This is a genomic window from Roseateles sp. GW821-FHT09H10, assembly GCF_059415865.1.
In genome coordinates this window covers 220,496-237,469 of sequence record NZ_JBWKOB010000007.1, presented here as the reverse complement: position 1 = coordinate 237,469, position 16,974 = coordinate 220,496, and the positions used below count along the sequence as shown (strand labels likewise).

Annotated in this window: 14 protein-coding genes; 9 read left to right on the top strand and 5 right to left on the bottom strand. The window is 70.4% G+C overall.

All coding sequences use genetic code 11. The features are described from left to right. The first annotated feature begins 15 nt into the window (after positions 1-15). The 3 genes from AC07OY_RS27115 to AC07OY_RS27105 are packed head-to-tail and all read left to right on the top strand — an operon-like array spanning position 16 to position 4,133. Entirely contained in the window at positions 16-1,107 is a 1,092-nt protein-coding gene (locus tag AC07OY_RS27115) for an HlyD family secretion protein (RefSeq protein WP_495045714.1), read from the top strand. Between the two features lie 7 nt (positions 1,108-1,114). Next, complete coding sequence (locus AC07OY_RS27110) at positions 1,115-2,698, top strand: DHA2 family efflux MFS transporter permease subunit (RefSeq protein ID WP_495045713.1); 1,584 nt, start codon at positions 1,115-1,117, stop codon at positions 2,696-2,698. Positions 2,699-2,717: 19 nt separating this feature from the next. Continuing rightward, complete coding sequence (locus tag AC07OY_RS27105; RefSeq protein ID WP_495045712.1) at positions 2,718-4,133, top strand: efflux transporter outer membrane subunit; 1,416 nt, start codon at positions 2,718-2,720, stop codon at positions 4,131-4,133. A gap of 3 nt (positions 4,134-4,136) precedes the next feature. Here AC07OY_RS27105 and AC07OY_RS27100 read toward each other — a convergent pair whose 3' ends face one another. Genes AC07OY_RS27100 through AC07OY_RS27080 form a run of 5 tightly spaced genes read right to left on the bottom strand, consistent with a single transcriptional unit; the run spans position 4,137 to position 11,001 of the window. Continuing rightward, positions 4,137-4,511 carry a GFA family protein gene (locus AC07OY_RS27100; RefSeq protein WP_495045711.1) on the bottom strand — a complete coding sequence of 125 codons (375 nt, stop codon included), beginning with the start codon at positions 4,509-4,511 and terminating at the stop codon, positions 4,137-4,139. After that, entirely contained in the window at positions 4,508-7,525 is a 3,018-nt protein-coding gene (locus tag AC07OY_RS27095) for a fused MFS/spermidine synthase (RefSeq protein ID WP_495045710.1), read from the bottom strand. Before AC07OY_RS27095 ends, AC07OY_RS27100 begins: the two co-directional genes overlap by 4 nt. Further along, positions 7,522-8,796: a 3-deoxy-D-manno-octulosonic acid transferase gene (locus AC07OY_RS27090; protein WP_495045709.1), complete on the bottom strand. Its 1,275-nt coding sequence runs from the start codon at positions 8,794-8,796 to the stop codon at positions 7,522-7,524. The genes AC07OY_RS27095 and AC07OY_RS27090 overlap by 4 nt, the downstream gene beginning before the upstream one ends. After that, entirely contained in the window at positions 8,796-9,551 is a 756-nt protein-coding gene (locus AC07OY_RS27085; protein WP_495045708.1) for a tetratricopeptide repeat protein, read from the bottom strand. The genes AC07OY_RS27090 and AC07OY_RS27085 overlap by 1 nt, the downstream gene beginning before the upstream one ends. A gap of 52 nt (positions 9,552-9,603) precedes the next feature. Beyond that, positions 9,604-11,001, bottom strand: a complete 1,398-nt coding sequence (locus AC07OY_RS27080) for a phosphomannomutase/phosphoglucomutase (RefSeq protein WP_495045707.1) — start codon at positions 10,999-11,001, stop codon at positions 9,604-9,606. A gap of 136 nt (positions 11,002-11,137) precedes the next feature. Here AC07OY_RS27080 and AC07OY_RS27075 point away from each other — a divergent pair, with 136 nt between their 5' ends. The 6 genes from AC07OY_RS27075 to AC07OY_RS27050 all read left to right on the top strand — a co-directional run bounded on the left by AC07OY_RS27075 (position 11,138) and on the right by AC07OY_RS27050 (position 16,919). Beyond that, entirely contained in the window at positions 11,138-12,256 is a 1,119-nt protein-coding gene (locus AC07OY_RS27075; RefSeq protein WP_495045706.1) for a sensor histidine kinase, read from the top strand. 233 nt (positions 12,257-12,489) lie between these two features. Further along, entirely contained in the window at positions 12,490-13,233 is a 744-nt protein-coding gene (locus AC07OY_RS27070; protein WP_495045705.1) for a LytR/AlgR family response regulator transcription factor, read from the top strand. Positions 13,234-13,280: 47 nt separating this feature from the next. Beyond that, on the top strand, positions 13,281-14,024 hold the full coding sequence (locus AC07OY_RS27065; protein ID WP_495045704.1) for a substrate-binding periplasmic protein: 744 nt from the start codon (positions 13,281-13,283) through the stop codon (positions 14,022-14,024). A gap of 65 nt (positions 14,025-14,089) precedes the next feature. Further along, positions 14,090-15,541 carry an Ada metal-binding domain-containing protein gene (locus AC07OY_RS27060; protein WP_495045703.1) on the top strand — a complete coding sequence of 484 codons (1,452 nt, stop codon included), beginning with the start codon at positions 14,090-14,092 and terminating at the stop codon, positions 15,539-15,541. Then, positions 15,538-16,041 (top strand): methylated-DNA--[protein]-cysteine S-methyltransferase, encoded by a 504-nt coding sequence (locus tag AC07OY_RS27055; RefSeq protein ID WP_495045702.1) that lies wholly within the window; start codon positions 15,538-15,540, stop codon positions 16,039-16,041. Before AC07OY_RS27060 ends, AC07OY_RS27055 begins: the two co-directional genes overlap by 4 nt. Beyond that, positions 16,038-16,919 (top strand): DMT family transporter, encoded by an 882-nt coding sequence (locus AC07OY_RS27050; protein WP_495045701.1) that lies wholly within the window; start codon positions 16,038-16,040, stop codon positions 16,917-16,919. Before AC07OY_RS27055 ends, AC07OY_RS27050 begins: the two co-directional genes overlap by 4 nt. The last annotated feature ends 55 nt before the right edge of the window (positions 16,920-16,974 follow it).

Genomic DNA, 16,974 nt, shown 5'->3' with positions numbered 1-16,974 from the left:
CAGAGGAAACCTGTCATGAACGCACCGCAGCAAGACAACCCCGTCGCTCCCAAGCCCGCCAAGAGCGGCCCGCCCGTGCCCCTGCTCATCGTCGGCGCCATCCTGCTGATCGGCGGCATCGCCCTGGGTGGCCGCATGTGGTGGCGCAGCACCCACCTGGTCGAGACGGACAACGCCTTCGTCGCCGGCCGCATCCACCCGGTCGCGACCCGCGTGGCCGGTGTCGTCACCGAGATGCGCATGCAGGACAACGCCGTCGTCAAGGCGGGCGACGTGCTGCTGCGCCTGGACCCGGCCGACGCGGCCGTGCAGATCGAGCGCCTGAAGGCTCAGATCGCCCAGTCGGACGCGGCCATCGCCACCAGTGCCGCCCAGATCGCCCAGGCCAGGGCGCAGGCCGCGGCAACCGGTTCGCAGGTGACCCAGGCGGAGGCCGTGCTGGCCCGTACCGAGCTGGACGCCAAGCGCAGCCAGACCCTGTTCGGCGCCGAGCTGCGCGCGACCTCCAAGCAGGAGCTGGACGCCGCGCTTGCCGCCCGCGACGTGGCCCGCGCCGACCTGGCAGCCCGCAAGGCCAGCGCCGCGGCGGCCAAGGAAGCCGTCGTGGCTTCTGAGAGCGCCCGCCAGTCCGCCAACGCGCAGAAGAGCGCGACGCAAGCCCAGCTGAAGGACGCGCAGAACCAGCTCGGCTACGTCGAGCTCAAGGCGGCCAGCGACGGCCGCATCGGCAAGCGCACCGTCGAGGTGGGCCAGCGCGTGCAGCCGGGCCAGCAGCTGGCGGCCATCGTCGAGCCGGAGACCTGGATCGTCGCCAACTTCAAGGAGACCCAGCTCGCCAAGATGAAGGTCGGCCAGAAGGTCCATGTGCACATCGACGCCTTCCCGGGCCACGACCTGATCGCCAAGGTCGACAGCTTTGCCCCGGCCTCGGGCGCCAGCTTTGCGCTGCTGCCGCCGGACAACGCGACCGGCAACTTCACCAAGATCGTCCAGCGCGTGCCGGTCAAGCTGGTGTTCGAGCCCGAGAGCCTGAAGGCGCTGGGCGAATCCGCCGCACGCATCGTCCCGGGCCTGTCGGTCCAGGTGGAAGTCGAGATCCAGGGCTGACCTCGCCATGGGCAACGAAAACTACCTCCCGCCGCCGCCCGACCAGAAGGTCAGCGGCCGCACCTGGCTGGCCGTGCTGGCCAGCCTGCTGGGCGCCTTCATGGCGGTGCTGGACATCGCCATCACCAACTCCTCGCTGAGGGACATCCTCGGCGCGCTGTCGGCCACGCAGGAAGAGGGCAGCTGGATCTCCAGCGCCTATCTGGTCGCCGAGATCGTCGTCATCCCGCTTGCGGGCTTCCTGGCGATGGTGTTCTCGACGCGCCGCTACCTGGTCGTCAACGTCGCGCTGTTCCTCATCTTCAGCACGCTGTGCGGCATGGCCTGGAGCCTGGAGTCCATGATCGTCTTCCGGGCGGCCCAGGGCTTCACGGGCGGCGTCATGATCCCGATGGCGATGACCCTGGTCACGCGCAAGCTGCCGCTGAACAAGCGGCCCATTGGCCTGGCGATGTTCGGCATGACGGCCACGCTGGCGCCCACCCTCGGCCCGACGATCGGCGGCTACCTGACCGAGCTCTATGGCTGGCCCAGCATCTTCTACATCAACTGGGTGCCCGGCATCCTGCTGATGCTGGGCGTCACCATCGGCCTGGACAAGGAGCCCATGCAGCTCAAACTGCTGCGCGAGGTGGACTGGTGGGGCGTCGTCTTCATGGCCGTCGGCCTGGGCTCGCTGACCGCGATGCTGGAAGAGGGCAATGCCAAGGACTGGTTCCAGAGCCCCTTCATCATCACGGCCGCCGTGCTGGCGATCGGCGGCATCTACGGCTGGGCCTGGCGCGGCCTGACGCGCAAGAACACCTTCATCGACCTGCACATCCTCGGCCGCCCGAGCTTCCTGATCGCCGGCGTCATCGCCTTCGCGACCGGCATGGGCCTCTATGGTTCGGCCTTCATCCTGCCGCTGTATCTCGGCCAGATCGCGAACTACACGCCGATGCAGATCGGCCTCGTGATCATGTGGATGGGCCTGCCCCAGCTCTTCATCATGCCCTTCGCGGCCAAGCTGTCCACCAAGCTGGACAACCGCGTGATGATGAGCGTGGGCCTGGGGCTGTTCGCGCTGTCCTGCTTCATGAACACCCACATGAGCGCCGACACCGCCGGCCCCGAGCTGATCGCTGCACAGATCGTGCGCGCCCTGGGCCAGCCGCTGATCATGATCACGCTGACCAACTTCGCGGTGAACGGCATCCCGCCGAATCTGCTGCCGAGCGCCTCGGGCATGTTCAACATGATGCGCAACCTCGGGGGCTCGGTCGGCATCGCCACGCTGGCCACGCTGCTGACCAACCGCGAGCATCTGCACAGCGCCCGTGTCGGCGAGGCCGTCAGCCTCTACGACCCGGCCACCCAGCAGCGCCTGGACCAGCTCGCCCAGAACTTCGCCACCAAGGGGTTCGATGCGGCCACCGCCCAGGACATGGCCCTCAAGGCCCTGGACAACGTCGTGCGCCGCGACAGCTACGTCATGGCCTACAACGACGCCTTCCTGATCCTCGGTATCGCGCTGCTGGCCTGCGTCGTCATCGTCTGGCTGAGCAAAAAAGTGATGGGTGGCGCCGCGAGCGCGGAAGCAGCCCACTGAATCCGAAAGAGAGATCACCATGATCCAGTTCAAGACCATCCTCACCCTCGTCGCCACCGCGGTACTCGCCGCCTGCACGACGCTCGGCCCCAACTACCAGGCGCCAGCCGCCAACGCACCGGCAGCCTATCGTGCCGCGCCCGTGGTGGCCGGTGCAGAGCTGCAGCGCGACTGGTGGCTGATGTTCGGCGACGCCCAGCTCAATGCGCTGGAGGCGCAAGCCCTGCAGGCCAGCCCGACGCTGGCCGCCGCGGCGGCGCGCATCGAGCGCGCCCGTGCCGTCTTCGGTGCGACCCAGGCCGACCAGTTGCCGCGCGTCGACGTCGGCGCCAATGCCGGCGGCCTGCGCACCTCGGCCAAGGCGACGACGACGCCGGTGCTCAACGGCCGCGCCGTGACCTTCGAAGGCGAGAGCTTCGGCCTGTCGGCCAGCATCGGCTGGGAACTGGACCTCTGGGGCCGCGTGAAGCGCCAGCAGGAAGCGGCGCAGGCCCAGCTCGACGCCTCGACGCTGGATGCCGCCGCCGCCCGCGTCGCGCTGACGGCAGATGTCGCCGCCGCCTACTGGCAGTGGCGGGCGCTGGCCGATGAAGCCATGGCTCTGCAACGCCTGCGCGACAGCCGCGCCAAGGCCTTCCAGGTCGCGCAGACGCGCTTCGACGCGGGATCGTCGACGACCCAGGACCTGGAGCGCGTGCGTGCCGAACTCGCCGCCGCGGACGCCGACGTGGCCGACCTGCCGCGCCGCCAGGCCCTGGTGGCCAACCAGATCGCCGCGCTGACGGGCCAGCCCGCCGCCGAGCTCAAGCTGCAGGCGGCCACCTCGCTGCCCGTGCCGCCGCAGATCCGCGCCGGCCTGCCGTCCGAACTGCTGCAGCGCCGCCCCGACCTGGCCCAGAGCCTGGCCCAGCTGCATGCCGCCACCGCCCAGGTCGGCATCGCCGAGGCGGCCTTCTATCCGTCCATCAAGCTGACCGGCAGCTTCGGCTATTCCAGCGAAGACCTCGGCTCGCTGATCTCGGCGCCGGCACGGCTCTACAACATCGGCCCCAGCATCTCGCTGCCGATCTTTGAAGGCGGCCGCAACAAGGCCAATCTGGCGTCGAGCAAGGCCTCGGTCGATGAGTCGCTCGCCGCCTTCCGCGGCCGCATGCTGCAGGCCCTGCGCGAGGTCGACGATGCGCTGGCCGAACTGCAGGGCCGCGCCACCGTGGTGGAAGCCCAGAACCGCACGCTGGCCTCCAGCGGTCAGGCGCTCAACGTCGCCAAGAGCCGCTACGACAAGGGCGCCGTCAGCTATCTGGACGTCACCGAGGCCGAGCGCACGCCGCTGGCCACCGAGCGCGCCCTGGCCCAGCTGCGCGGGGCGCAATGGGCGGCGACGGCCCAGCTCGTCAAGGCGCTCGGCGGCGGCTGGGCCCAGCAGGGCGGCTGAGCCTCAGCGCCGGTTCTCGTCGAACTGCTCGGCGCCCGGCACGGCCTGAAGCCAGGGCTCGCGGCGCTTGACCCAGAGCTCGTAGCTGGGCACGAGGGGCGTGGGCGCCTGCGACAGGATGCCGAGCTTGATCTCGGCCTCCTGCGCGTCCAGCGAGAACAGGCGCGCGCCGCAGCGGGTGCAGAAATGCTGGCCGCGGAACTCGGCGGTGTCACCCGAATACTCGAACTGCCCGGCCGGCCAGACGCCATAGAAGGTGAAGGCCGAACCGCTCTCCTTGCGGCAGTCCGTGCAGTGGCAGATGCCCACGCGCAGCGGCCCGCCGGTGGCGGCCAGCCGCACCTGGCCGCACAGGCATTGGCCCGGGTAGCGGGTCATGGCTGCTGCCTGTCTGCGGGCCGGGCCGCGCAGACGGCCTCCTTGCCGTCGGACCAGGCCTGCATGAAGCGCCGCGCGTCGACGAGCGAACCGGTCGCCACCTGGCTGCCCCAGCGGACATCGCGGGTCAGCACGGCATCGGGCTGGCCCTGGGCGAGGCCGGCGAGCATGCTCAGCACCAGGACCTGCTCCTTGATGCCCGAGGGTGTCGGCTCGACGGCGCCATTGAGGATGCGCTCGGCGGCGCGGTCGACGGCCGGCCAGTCGCGCCGCGCGGTGGCGTCATACAGGACCATCAGTTCGACCACGCCGGTGGGCAGGTCGGGCCTGGCCTTGCGCCAGGCGGCCGGGTCCCAGATCGCCTGCTGCTCGGCCGCGGGCACGTGCGCCAGCACGGCCTGGGCCAGGTTGGCGGCGTACACCAGCAAGGCATCGGCATCCATGGGCACGCCAGGCTGGCGCTGCAGGCGCAGCGCGTCGACGAGGCGGCTGTGCCCTTCGCCGCGCGTCTGGCCCGTGCTGCGGCCGCTGAAGCGTTCGGCCGCCCAGATGGCCTCCTGGCGGGCGCTCAGCAGGGGGTGATCCGGCACGAACCTGAGCTTCTCGCTGGCGGGCCAGGTCTTCTGGCAGTCCAGCACCTGCAGCAGCGGCATGCCGTCGGTCGCCAGCCGCATCAGCAGGTTGGCATGGCTGCCGCGGAAGCGCTGGCGCGGCGCGAACAGCGAGACGGTGGGGTAGAAGTCGGAATGCGGCTTGACGTTCTGCAGGCGCACATAGGTGCGCAGCACGGCCGGTCCGCCGATGCGGCGCACGGCGAGGTCGGCGGCCGACGACAGGCCGACGCGGCGCAGCTCCGACGCCAGCTCGGGCGACTGCCAGGGCGCGTTGCTGACGGGCTGCAGCTTGTCGCGCGGTGCGAGCACGACGAGGTCGGCGGTGTTGGTCGCATAGATCTCGCTGTCCGGGAACTCTGCGAGCAGGGCGGCCAGCATCTCGGCCAGCAGGCCGTCGGAGATCTCGTAGCTGTGCACCCACTGCACCAGCAGGCCGCCGGGCTTGAGGCTGCGTTTCACGCCGCGATAGAACTCCTGGGTGAAAAGGCTGGCCACGCCGCTGACCCAGGGGTTGGACGGCTCGGAGACGACGACGTCGTAGCGGCGCTGGCCGCGCGCGAAGAACTCCCGGGCATCCTCGAAATGCACCTGCGAGCGTCCATCGAGATAGGCGCGGGCATTGCGGTCGATGAAGGCCGCGGCGCCCTCCCACACCGCATGCTCGATCTCGATGCTGTCGACCCGCTTGGGCAGCGGCGAGCCGAGCAGGGTATGCGTGCTCAGGCCCGAGCCCCAGCCGATGACGGCGATCTCCTCGGGCGCCGGGTGCACGGCCAGGGGCAGGGCGCCGAGCATCAGCATCGTGATCTCGTCGGCCGTCGGCGCCTGCGAGAGCGAGGTCAGGCCGGCATCCGGCTTGCCGTTGGTGGAGATGATGGTGCCGCCTGGGTGCTTGACGACGGAGATGCTGGCCGTCGCGCCGTCGCGATAGAACTGCAGCTCACGGCCGCTCATGTCGGTCTTCCCATAGCGGAAGACGCCGGCGGACTGCAGCAGGCGGTCCGGCAGTCCCCACTGCAGCATGCCGCCCAGCACGACGACGCCGGCGCCCGAGACCAGCAGCACCGCAGGCGCCCAGCGGCGCGGGCTGAGGCCCCGCAGCAGCAGCAGGCCGATGACGAAGTCGGCCGCGCCGGCGGCCAGCAGCGTCATGCCGACGCCCAGGGCCGGCATCAGGACATGGGCCGCGACGAGCACGCCCAGGATGGCACCGAGGGTATTGGCCGCGTAGACCTGGCCGACGGCCCGCTCGCCGGCGCCACGCCGCAGCAGGGCGGCCGTGAACAGCGGCAGCGTCATGCCGGCGAGGAAGGCCGTCGGCGCCATGATGAGCATGGCGATGGCCGCCGTCGCCAGGCTGTAGAGGGCATAGCCCGCATCGGTGCGGGCCAGGGCCTGCAGCAGGGAGGGCACCCAGTGGTAGGCATTGCCCAGCAGGGCGATGGACAGCATGGCGCAGATCCCCATCGCCACCTGCACGAAGCCGGCATAGCGGACCAGGTCCTGGATGCGGTCGCCCACGCGCCTGACCCACAGCCCGCCCAGGGCCAGGCCGGCGATGAAGGCGGCCAGCATCAGCTCGAAGCTGTGCAGGCTGCTGCCCAGGGCCTGGTTGAGCATGCGCACCCAGCCCAGCTCGTAGGCAAAGGAGGCGGCGCTGGACAGGAAGGTGGCCGCCAGCAGCGCAGGCAGCAGGCGGCCCGCGCCGTTGCTGCCGGAGTCTTCCTGCGCCGCGGGCGCGACGGCAGGGGCGCCTTCCCGCGAGGCCATGCTGAGCCAGGCACTCACCGCCGCCACGCCGAGGTTGAGCCAGGCCGCCGCCTGCAGCGCGCCGGGCATGCCGACGGCGGGCAGCAGGGCGAAGGTGGCGATCAGGGCGCCGAGGGCGGCGCCGATGCCGTTGGTGAAGTAGAGGCCGCCCAGGGTCTGGCCCTGCTGGCTGCCTGGCAGCCTGAGCACGCCCACCGCCAGCAGCGGGAAGGTGGCCCCCAGCAGCACGGTCTGCGGTGCGATCAGGGCCGCGGCGCTCAGCCATTGCCAGGTCGTGGCGGCGCCGGCGCTGGCCAAGGCTGGCAGCACGCGGGCCTGGCTGAACTCGCTGTAGGCGACGAAGACGGCGTGGAAGACCAGGCCGAACAGGCCGATCAGGGCCTCGGCACCGGCGTAGGCGGCGATGGGGCGACGCAGGCCCGCCGTCACGCGGCTGACGGCCCAGGCCCCGAGGGCCATGCCGCCCATGAACATCATCAGCACCAGGGTCTGGGCATAGGCCGCATGGCCCAGGGTCAGGCCCAGGTAGTGGGTCCAGATCGACTGGTAGATCAGCGCCGCGCATCCCGACAGCACGAACAGCAGCTGCAGGGTCCAGCGGGTCCGGGCGGCGAGGCGGGCTGTGGTCATGTCGTCCTGAGGTTGAGCAGGGCCGCCGCCATGCGTGCGGCAGCGCCCTGGTGGGCCTGGGAGAAGGCCAGGGCGCTGGCCGCCATCCGCTGGCGGGCGGCCGCGTCGCCGCACAGGGCCAGGCCCTGGGCGACGGCCGCGGGCAGATCGGCGCAGCGCAGGGCCGCGCCCGCGGCGACGGCCAGCTCGGCCGCCTCGGCGAAATTGAAGGTGTGGGGACCGGCCAGCACCGGGCAGGCGCAGGCCGCGGCCTCGATGAGGTTCTGGCCGCCCAGGGGCTCGAAGCTGCCGCCGAGCAGGGCCACGCTGGCCAGGCCGTAGTACAGCGGCATCTCGCGCATGGAGTCGCCCAGCCAGACGTCGGCTGGCAGGGCCTCGGCCGGCGGCGTGTCGGCCCAGGTGCTGCGCCTGGCCAGGCTGAGGCCGCTGGCCTGGATGAGGGCGGCGATCTCGTCAAAGCGCTGCGGATGGCGGGGCACGATGGCCAGCAGTGGCCGGGGTGAGGGCTGCCGGCTCCAGCTGTCCAGCAGCGCCTTCTCCTCGCCTTCGCGGCTGACGGCCAGCATCAGCACCGGGCGGCCGAGCAGCCCGGCCCAGGCCCGGCCGCGGGCGATGAGGCCGGGGTCCATGGCGATGTCGTATTTCAAGTTGCCGGCGACCTCGACACGCGCCGTGCCCATCATGCGGATGCGCTCGGCATCCGCTTCGGTCTGGGCCAGCGCCAGCGTCATGCGGCGCGCGGCAGGGCGCATCAAGGGGGCGAGTTTCTGCCCCTGGTGCAGGCTTTTGGCCGACAGGCGTGCGTTGGCCAGCACCATGGGCACGCCGGCGCGCTCGGTCTCCTGCTGCAGCATGGGCCAGACCTCGGTCTCCATCAGCACGCCCAGGCGCGGCTGCCAGTGGCGCAGGAAGCGGCGCACCGCGCCAGGCGTGTCGTAGGGCAGCCAGGTCTGGGCGTCGCCGTCACGCAGCAGTGCCTGCCCGGCTTCGTGGCCGGTGGCGGTGGAATGCGTCAGCAGGACCTTCAGCGCCGGCTCGCGTTCGCGCAGCGCGGCGATGAGGGCGCTGGCGGCCCGGGTCTCGCCGAGGGACACGGCGTGGATCCACAGCCGGCCGGGCGCGGACTTGCCGCTGTACAAGCCCAGCCGCTCGCCCATCGCATGGCGGTAGAGCTTCTCCCGGGCGCCACGCCGCCACAGGCGCAGCAGGTAGAACGGGGTCAGCAGCTGCAGCAGTGCGGCATAGACCCACAGTGCCAGCCGCTCAGGCATCAGTCACCCTTGCGCGCCAATTCATGCGCGGCCCTCAGGCGCAGCATGACCGGTTCGTTCAACTGGCGGCTGACGGGATTCCATTGCTTGACCTGGCGGTCGATCTCGGTCTGCAGCCGCGCCGCCGTGGCGGCGTCACCCGTGGCCAGGGCCCAGATCGAATACTCGGCATGGGCTTCGAAGCTGCCGTACTGGCGAACGGCGGCCTCGAAGTTCTCGCGTGCCTCCGCCGAGCGACCGGTACCGGCCAGGCTGCGTGCCAGCAGCAGCAGGACCTGGTCGGGCCGGTAGTCGGGCCGCTCGGCCTTCAGGGTCTGCAGATGGGGCAGGGCGGCGTCGAAGCGCTGCGATTCCACATAGGCCCGCACGGCGCCGAAGCGCAGGTCGGGGTCGCTGGCAAATGGCCCGTTCAGCGCACCCTCATACAGCCGCGCCGCCTCCGGCGCCTCGCCGTTGTTCAGCAGGGCCTCGGCCAGGCGCATCTGGTTCTGGGCCGACGGCGAGACGTCGAAGGCCGCGCGCGCCTCGCGCACGTCGCGACCCGGGTCCAGGGCCCGCGCCGCGGCCGACACGGCCTTGAAGGCGCCGCGCTCCAGCCGCGAATTGGGCAGGTAGATGGCGAAGAAATACACCAGGCTGCCCAGCAGCGGGAAGGCGAAGAGGATGAAGAGCCAGTAAAGCTGCTGGCCGCTGCGCACGACATGGACCGCGCAGAGCAGCGCGATCAGGATGTGCAGGCCTCCGATCAATGGCATGTCGTTCTCCCTGTGGTGATGAATGGAAAGCGGCTCTGCGGCCGCGTGTCAGTCAGTGCCCAGCCGCGAACGTGGCGTCCGGCTTCACGCGCTTGAGCTGTTCCAGCACGTCGTGCTGGATGCGCTCCAGGGCTTCGGGCGTGTGGCCCTCGAAGCGCAGCACCAGCACCGGCGTCGTGTTGGACGGGCGGATCAGGCCGAAGCCGTCCGCATACTCGAAGCGCATGCCGTCGATGGTGATGATCTCCTGCACGCCCGGCAGGTCGGCCGCCGTCACCACCTCCTTGAGCTTCTTGACGACCTCGTGGTGCTCGCCCTCGGCGCAGGGGACGTTGATCTCGGGCGTGTTGAAGCTGTTGGGCAGGGCCTTCAGCGTGGCGCTGGGATCGGCGTCGCGGCTCAGGATCTCCAGCATGCGGCCGGCCGTGTACATGGCGTCGTCGAAGCCATACCAGCGCTCGGCGAAGAAGATGTGGCCCGACAGCTCGCCGGCCAGCGGGGCGCCGGTTTCCTTCAGCTTGGCCTTGGCCAGGGAGTGGCCGGTCATCCACATCAGCGGCTTGCCGCCGTGTTGCTTGATCCAGGGTGCCAGGCGCTGGGTGCACTTGACGTCGAAGATGATCTCGGCGCCCTTGTTGCGCTTCAGGATGTCGGCGGCCAGCAGCATGATCTGGCGGTCCGGCATGATCATCTCGCCGTCCTTGGTGACGATGCCGAGGCGGTCGCCGTCGCCGTCGAAGGCCAGGCCCAGCTCGGCGTCGGTGGCGTGCACGATCTTCTTCAGGTCCTCGAGGTTCTCGGGGCGGCTGGGATCGGGATGGTGGTTGGGGAAGTCGCCGTCGACCTTGGAGAAGATGTCGACGACCTCGCAGCCCAGGGCGCGCAGGATGGCCGGGGCCGAGGCGCCGGGGATGCCATTGCCGCTGTCGACGACGACCTTCATCGGGCGGGCCAGCTTGCAGTCCTTGACGATGCGGGCCGAATACTCGGCGCCGACGTCCATCTTGCCCACGCGGCCCTTGCCCGTGGCGTAGTCCTCGGCCTCGATGCGGCGCTTCAGGCCCTGGATCTGCTCGCCATAGACGGCGGCGCCCTTCAGGACCATCTTGAAGCCGTTGTAGTCCTTGGGGTTGTGGCTGCCCGTGACCATGATGCCGGAGTTGCAGCCATGCTTGATGCGCGTGGCGGCGACGTAATAGAGCATGGGCGTCGTCACGGCGCCGATGTCGACGACGTCCAGGCCGGTGCTTGCCAAGCCGCGGATCAGGGCGGCGACGAGGCCGGGGCCGGACAGGCGGCCATCGCGGCCGACGGCCACGGCCTTCTCGCCCAGGGCCTTGGCCTCGGTGCCGAAGGCGCGGCCCAGGTGCTCGGCGAGTGCCTCGTCCAAGGTCTTGCCGACGACGCCGCGGATGTCATAGGCCTTGAAGATGGTTGCGTTGACCTGCATGAATGCCCTCGAAAACTGGGTTTGAAAATCGCGCCGGATTGTAGGCACGCCCCATGGTTGTCGATCTGTCGGCCGGCCTGTCGATCCGTCGCCCGTCCAGGGGGCAAGGGCTCGCGCCTTCCTACACTCGCGCCCCATGACATTCACCCAGGAATTCACCCAGGCCCTGCGCCACCAGCGCATGCTGATGAAGGACAGGCCGGATCGCTGGCGCTTCCGGCTGCTGGTCTATCTGGTCTGGATGCTGGGTTTCGGCAGTTTCTTCGCCGTCGTGGCCGGCCTGCAGCGCGGCAACCTGGGCGCGCCGGCCTGGTGGCAGCAGCAGGTGCCCGGCAATATGCTGGTCAGCTTCTGGGTGATGGTGAGCTTCTTCATCGGCTTTCGCAGCTTCGAGAAGCTGGCCCCGCAGCGCTGGCTGGACACCGTCATGGGCTGGCGCGACTGGCGCTCGGGCCTGTTCTTCTCGGTGTCGTCCATCTTTTGCGCGCTGCTGGGCGTCATCGTCGGGTTGTGGTTCGTCGACCTCATCTGGTCGGGCCGGAGCCTGCCGCAGCTGCTGGGCAATCTTGGCTTCTGGCGCCAGTTCCTGATCGTGTCGGCCGTCATCTCCGTCGTGCTGGGCTGGCGCTACCGGGCGCGCTGGAAGCAGGAGGCCCTGCAGGCCCGCGTCACCGAGGCGCAGCTGAAGCTGCTGCAGGGCCAGATCGAGCCCCATTTCCTGTTCAACACGCTGGCCAATGTGCAGAGCCTCATCGACTTCGACCCCGAGCGGGCCAAGCTGATGCTGGAGCGCTTCACCGACTATCTGCGCGCCAGCCTCGGCCAGTTGCGCGGCGACACGACGACGCTGGCCCAGGAGTTCGCGATGCTGGAGGCCTACCTCGGCCTGATGCAGCTGCGAATGGGCGAGCGCCTCAAGGTGGCGCTGTCCCTGCCCGCCGACCTCGGCAGCGTCGAGCTGCCGCCGCTGCTGGCCCAGCCTCTGGTCGAGAACGCCATCCACCACGGCCTGGAGCCCAAGATCGCCGGCGGCACGGTCGCCGTCAGTGCGAAACGCGTCGATGGCCGGCTGTGGATCGAGGTCGCCGATGACGGCCAGGGGCTGGATGCGCCCAAGCGCCGCGGCGGCAACGGCGTCGCCCTGGACAACATCCGTGAACGCCTGATGGCCCGCTTCGGCCCCTCCGCCACGCTCGAACTGCTGCCCCGCGACGGCGGCGGTACCCTCGCGCGCATACAGATGCCCCTCGCCTGATCCCGCGCCCCTGAACGGGCGCGAGCTCAGTCGGTCTTGCAGACCGCGCAGCCGACAGCGCGGCTGCTCTTCGGCAGGCACCTCCAGCCCACTGGGCTGGAGGTGTCCGGCCTCAGCCCCGGAGGGGACGGCGATGCTTGCCGGATTGACCGGCAAGCACATCGCCAGAAGGGCCGGCTCGGGAGCGGCCCAGCGCTCGGCCCGACTACCCCATCGACCATCGACACGACATCATGACCACTGCCCTGATTGCCGACGACGAACCCCATCTGGTCCAGTACCTGAAGGCCCAGCTCGCCCAGGCCTGGCCCGAGCTCGACATCATCAAGACGGCCGCCAACGGCGTCGAGGCCGCGCAGGCCATCGCCGAGCTCGAGCCCGACATCGCCTTCCTCGACATCCAGATGCCCGGCCTGACCGGCCTGGAAGTGGCCCAGGGCATCGAGGGCGGGACGCGCGTCGTCTTCGTGACGGCCTATGACGAGTACGCCATCGAGGCCTTCGAGGCGCGCGCCGTCGACTACCTGCTCAAGCCGCTGAAGGCCGAGCGCCTGGCCGCCTGCGTTGCCCGCCTGCGTGAAGCCTCTACGGCCGGCGAAACCGACCTGGCCGAGACGCTCAAGCGCCTGCTCCCGGCCGCGGCGGCCCCGGCCCGGCTGCGCTATATCCGCGCCGCCCAGGGCGAATTGATGCACCAGATCCCCGTCGACGAGGTGCTGTTCTTCCATGCCGACGACAAGTACACCGTCGTGCAGACGGCGACGGCCGAGCACCTGATCCGCACGCCCATCTTCGAGCTCAGCGGCCAGCTCGACCCCGACCGCTTCTGGCAGATCCACCGCTCCACCATCATCAACCTGGACCATCTGGCCGGCACGCGCCGCGACGAGCAGAGCCGGCTCTTCGTGCGCATCCGCGGCCAGGGCAGGGAACTGCCCGTCAGCCGCGCCTACGTGCATCTGTTCAAGGCGATGTGAGCGTTTTGCGCTGGCGCTAGAGTCGGGGGTCACGTCATGCCCCACCCATGCTGCCGCGCCGTGCCCTTGCCCTGATCCTGGCCAGCCTGCTGGCCGGACAGGCCCGCGTGGCGCGGGCCAACGGCAGCGTCTGGGTCAGCGGCGACGTGCCGCCCTATCTGCGCAACGGGGCCAACGGGCCCGAGGGCTATGCCTACGAGATCTTCCAGGCCGTCATCCGGCAGGCCGGCGTCCCGGCGGACCTGCATTTCTATCCCTGGGCGCGGGCCCTGCGCATGCTCGAGATGCGCCAGGCCCAGGCGGCCCTCGTCATGACGCGCACGGCGGCCCGCGAGAGCCAGTACCGCTGGCTGTTCCCGGTCGGCAACTTCCGCTTCGCCCTCGTCACGCGCGCTGCCGACGGACCCATGTCCAGCGACGTCGCCGCCTTGCGTACGCGCCGCGTCGCGTCCATGCGGGCTTCGGTCAGCCGCAGCATGCTGGCCGAGGCGGGCGTCCCCCAGGTCGTCGAAGGCAAGGACTACAGCGACCTCATTGCCCTGCTGCGCCGCGGTGTCGTCGACGCCACGATCGGCCCCGATTCCGTCATGCGCTCCCTCGATACGGCCGGCGGCACCGGCGACCTGCGCCTGACCCTGCTGGACCAGCGCCACGAACTCTATGCGGCGGCGGGTGAAGCCATGCCCGAGGAGACCGTCCAGCGCATTCGCGCCGCCCACCAGCAGCTCATCGACAGCGGCTTCGTCGCCCAATTGCGCAAACGCCACCCCGACACCTTCTTCGAAGACTGAGCTGACAGCGCCAGCATGTCCGAAAACTGCCAGGATCTGACAGGGGTCCGGCCTAGACTGGCTGCATGTTGTCCGAAACGCTCCCTCCCGAAGCCGCCTACGCCGTCCTGCAGGCGCATGACGTCCGCTTCGACGGGCGGCTGTATGTCGGCGTGACGTCGACCGGCATCTACTGCCGCCCCGTCTGCCGCGTCCGCCTGCCGCGGCGCGAGAACTGCCGCTTCTTCTCGACGGCGGCCCAGGCCGAGGCCGAGCGCTTCCGTCCCTGCATGAAATGCCGGCCCGAGCTGGCCCCGCGGGCCCTGCCATGGACGACGATGGACGCGTCGCGCACGCTGGCCCAGCAGGCGGCCGCCTGGCTGGATACGTGCGACGACGCGGAGGCCAGTGTCGAGGACCTGGCCGCCCATCTCGGCATCACGAGCCGCCATCTGCGCCGCATCTTCCAGGCCGAACACGGCGTCTCGCCGCTGCAATACCTGCAGACGCGCCGACTGCTGCTGGCCAAGGCCCTGCTGACCGACAGCACGCTGCCCGTCAGCGACATCGCCTTCGCGGCCGGCTTTGCCAGCCTGCGCCGCTTCAATGCCGCCTTCGTCGAGCACTACCGCCTGCAGCCGACGGCCTTGAGGCGTGTCGGGCGCGAGGGCGGCGGCACGGCGCCGGTGTCGCGCCTGCGCCTGAGCTATCGCCAGCCCTATGACGTCGCCGGCGTGCTCGCCTTCCTGGCCCCGCGCGCCATCGCCGGCGTCGAGGTCGTGGGGGAGGGCGGCGTGACGCGCTCGCTGGCCCTGATGCATGGCGGCGAGCGCCATGCCGGCTGGCTGCGCGTCACGTTCGACAAGGCCGGCGAGATCGGCGTCGAGCTGGCGCCCTCGCTGTGGCCGGCCGTCGGCTCCCTGCTGCCCCTGCTGCGCCGCTGGCTCGACCTGGACGCGGACCCCGAGACCATCGCCGTGGCCCTGGGCGAGGGCGGCGTGCCGGGCCAGCGCCTGCCGGGCTGCCTGGACCGCTTCGAATTGACGGTGCGGGCCGTGCTCGGCCAACAAGTGACGGTTGCAGCGGCACGCACATTGGCCGGCCGCTTTGTCGAACGTTTCGGCGAGCCACTGCCCGATGCACCCGAAGGCTGCCAGCGCCTCTTCCCGACGCCCGAACGCATCGCCGCGGCGACGCGCGACGACATCGCCTCGCTGGGCATCATCGGCCGCCGGGCCGACAGCCTCATCGCCCTGGCCCAGGCCTGGCCGACGCTGGCCTTTGCCCGCCGCGAGGGCTCGCCGGAGGCCGCCGCGGCAGAGCTGACGGCCATCCCCGGCATCGGCCCCTGGACGGCCGGCTACATGCTGATGCGTGGCTGGAGCTGGCCCGACAGCTTTCCCCCAGGCGACGTCGTGCTGCGCAAAGCCCTCAGTGGCGCGGGCCCGTTGTTGTCGCCCAAGGCTTATCTCGAAGCCGCGGAGCACTATCGCCCGTTCCGCAGCTACGCCGTCCTGCATCTCTGGAGACATTCATGAGTACCCATCACATCCTGCAACGCCGCGTCGTCACGCCCCTCGGCCCGCTGACGGCCGCGCGCAGCGCCAGCGGCCTGTCGGGCCTGTGGTTCGACGGCCAGAAGCACCACCCCGGCGAGCTCGACGTGCCCGAGGACGATGGCAGCGACCCCGTGCTGGCGGCCACCGCCGCCGCGCTAGCGGCCTATTTCAGCGGCAAGGGCTTCGAGATGCCGCCGCTGGACCCGGCCGGCACGGCCTTCCAGCGCGAGGTCTGGCAGGCCCTGCTCGACATCGCCCCCGGCGCACCCGACACCTATGGCCATCTGGCCGAGCGCCTCGGCCGGGCGCAGGCGGCTCGTGCCCTGGGGGCGGCCGTCGGCCGCAACCCCATCTCCATCCTGATTCCCTGCCACCGCGTCGTCGGCGCCGATGGCTCGCTGACCGGCTATGCCGGCGGCCTGGAACGCAAGAAGGCCTTGCTGAGCCTGGAGGCAAATGTCGAGGTGATGGCGGCATGAAGCCTTTCGACATCGGCGAACTCGTCCTGCTGGCGGCCCTGTGGGGAGCGTCCTTCCTTTTCATGCGTCTCGGAGCCCATGAATTCGGCCCCATTGCGCTGGCGGCCGTGCGCGTGGGCCTGGCCAGCGTCATGCTGATCCCGCTGCTGGCCTCGCGCGGCCAGCTCGCCGAGCTGCGCACGCACTGGAAGGGCCTGCTGCTCGTCGGTGCGCTTAACAGCGCCATTCCCTTCGCGCTGTTCTCCTTCGCGGCGCTGTCCATCACGGCCGGCCTGTCCAGCATCGTCAACGCGACGACGCCGCTGTGGACGGCCGTCGTCGCCTTCGTCTGGCTGCGCCAGGGCCTGACGTCCTGGCGCGTGCTCGGCCTCGTCATCGGCTTCGCGGGCGTCGCTTTCCTGGCCTGGGACAAGGCCAGCTTCAAGCCCGGCGCCGACCACAGCGGCCTGTGGGCCGTGCTGGCCTGCGCGGCGGCGACCTTCTGCTATGGCGTGGCGGCCAACGCGACCAAGCGCTATCTGACCGGGGCTTCGCCGCTGGCTGTCGCCACCGGCAGCCAGTTCGCGGCGGCCCTGATGCTGGCGCTGCCGGCCGCCTGGCTGTGGCCGGCGGCCATGCCGAGCAGCGGCGCCTGGAGTGCGGCCCTGGCCCTGGCCGGCCTGTGCACGGCCCTGGCCTACATCCTCTACTTCCGATTGATGAGCCGGGTCGGGCCGACGAACGCGGTGTCGGTGACCTTCCTGATCCCCTTGTTCGCCATCCTGTGGGGCGCGCTTTTCCTGCAGGAAGCCATCACGGCGCAGATGGTGGCGGGCGGCGCCATCGTGCTCGTCGGCATTGCGCTGGCTTTGGGCCTCGTGGGACCGAAACCACGCTGAGGGGAAACGCGGCAGTTCGCAGGCGATTCGGCAGTTTTTGCAAACGGTGGTAGCG

What these genes read in the sequence shown, in the direction of transcription:
- AC07OY_RS27105 (WP_495045712.1), top strand. Translation starts at nt 2,718, where the DNA reads ATGATCCAGTTCAAGACCATCCTCACCCTCGTCGCCACCGCGGTACTC.
- AC07OY_RS27060 (WP_495045703.1), top strand. Translation starts at nt 14,090, where the DNA reads ATGTTGTCCGAAACGCTCCCTCCCGAAGCCGCCTACGCCGTCCTGCAG.
- AC07OY_RS27050 (WP_495045701.1), top strand. Translation starts at nt 16,038, where the DNA reads ATGAAGCCTTTCGACATCGGCGAACTCGTCCTGCTGGCGGCCCTGTGG.
- AC07OY_RS27080 (WP_495045707.1), bottom strand. Translation starts at nt 11,001, where the DNA reads ATGCAGGTCAACGCAACCATCTTCAAGGCCTATGACATCCGCGGCGTC.
- AC07OY_RS27110 (WP_495045713.1), top strand. Translation starts at nt 1,115, where the DNA reads ATGGGCAACGAAAACTACCTCCCGCCGCCGCCCGACCAGAAGGTCAGC.
- AC07OY_RS27100 (WP_495045711.1), bottom strand. Translation starts at nt 4,511, where the DNA reads ATGACCCGCTACCCGGGCCAATGCCTGTGCGGCCAGGTGCGGCTGGCC.
- AC07OY_RS27070 (WP_495045705.1), top strand. Translation starts at nt 12,490, where the DNA reads ATGACCACTGCCCTGATTGCCGACGACGAACCCCATCTGGTCCAGTAC.
- AC07OY_RS27075 (WP_495045706.1), top strand. Translation starts at nt 11,138, where the DNA reads ATGACATTCACCCAGGAATTCACCCAGGCCCTGCGCCACCAGCGCATG.
- AC07OY_RS27055 (WP_495045702.1), top strand. Translation starts at nt 15,538, where the DNA reads ATGAGTACCCATCACATCCTGCAACGCCGCGTCGTCACGCCCCTCGGC.
- AC07OY_RS27095 (WP_495045710.1), bottom strand. Translation starts at nt 7,525, where the DNA reads ATGACCACAGCCCGCCTCGCCGCCCGGACCCGCTGGACCCTGCAGCTG.
- AC07OY_RS27090 (WP_495045709.1), bottom strand. Translation starts at nt 8,796, where the DNA reads ATGCCTGAGCGGCTGGCACTGTGGGTCTATGCCGCACTGCTGCAGCTG.
- AC07OY_RS27085 (WP_495045708.1), bottom strand. Translation starts at nt 9,551, where the DNA reads ATGCCATTGATCGGAGGCCTGCACATCCTGATCGCGCTGCTCTGCGCG.
- AC07OY_RS27065 (WP_495045704.1), top strand. Translation starts at nt 13,281, where the DNA reads ATGCTGCCGCGCCGTGCCCTTGCCCTGATCCTGGCCAGCCTGCTGGCC.
- AC07OY_RS27115 (WP_495045714.1), top strand. Translation starts at nt 16, where the DNA reads ATGAACGCACCGCAGCAAGACAACCCCGTCGCTCCCAAGCCCGCCAAG.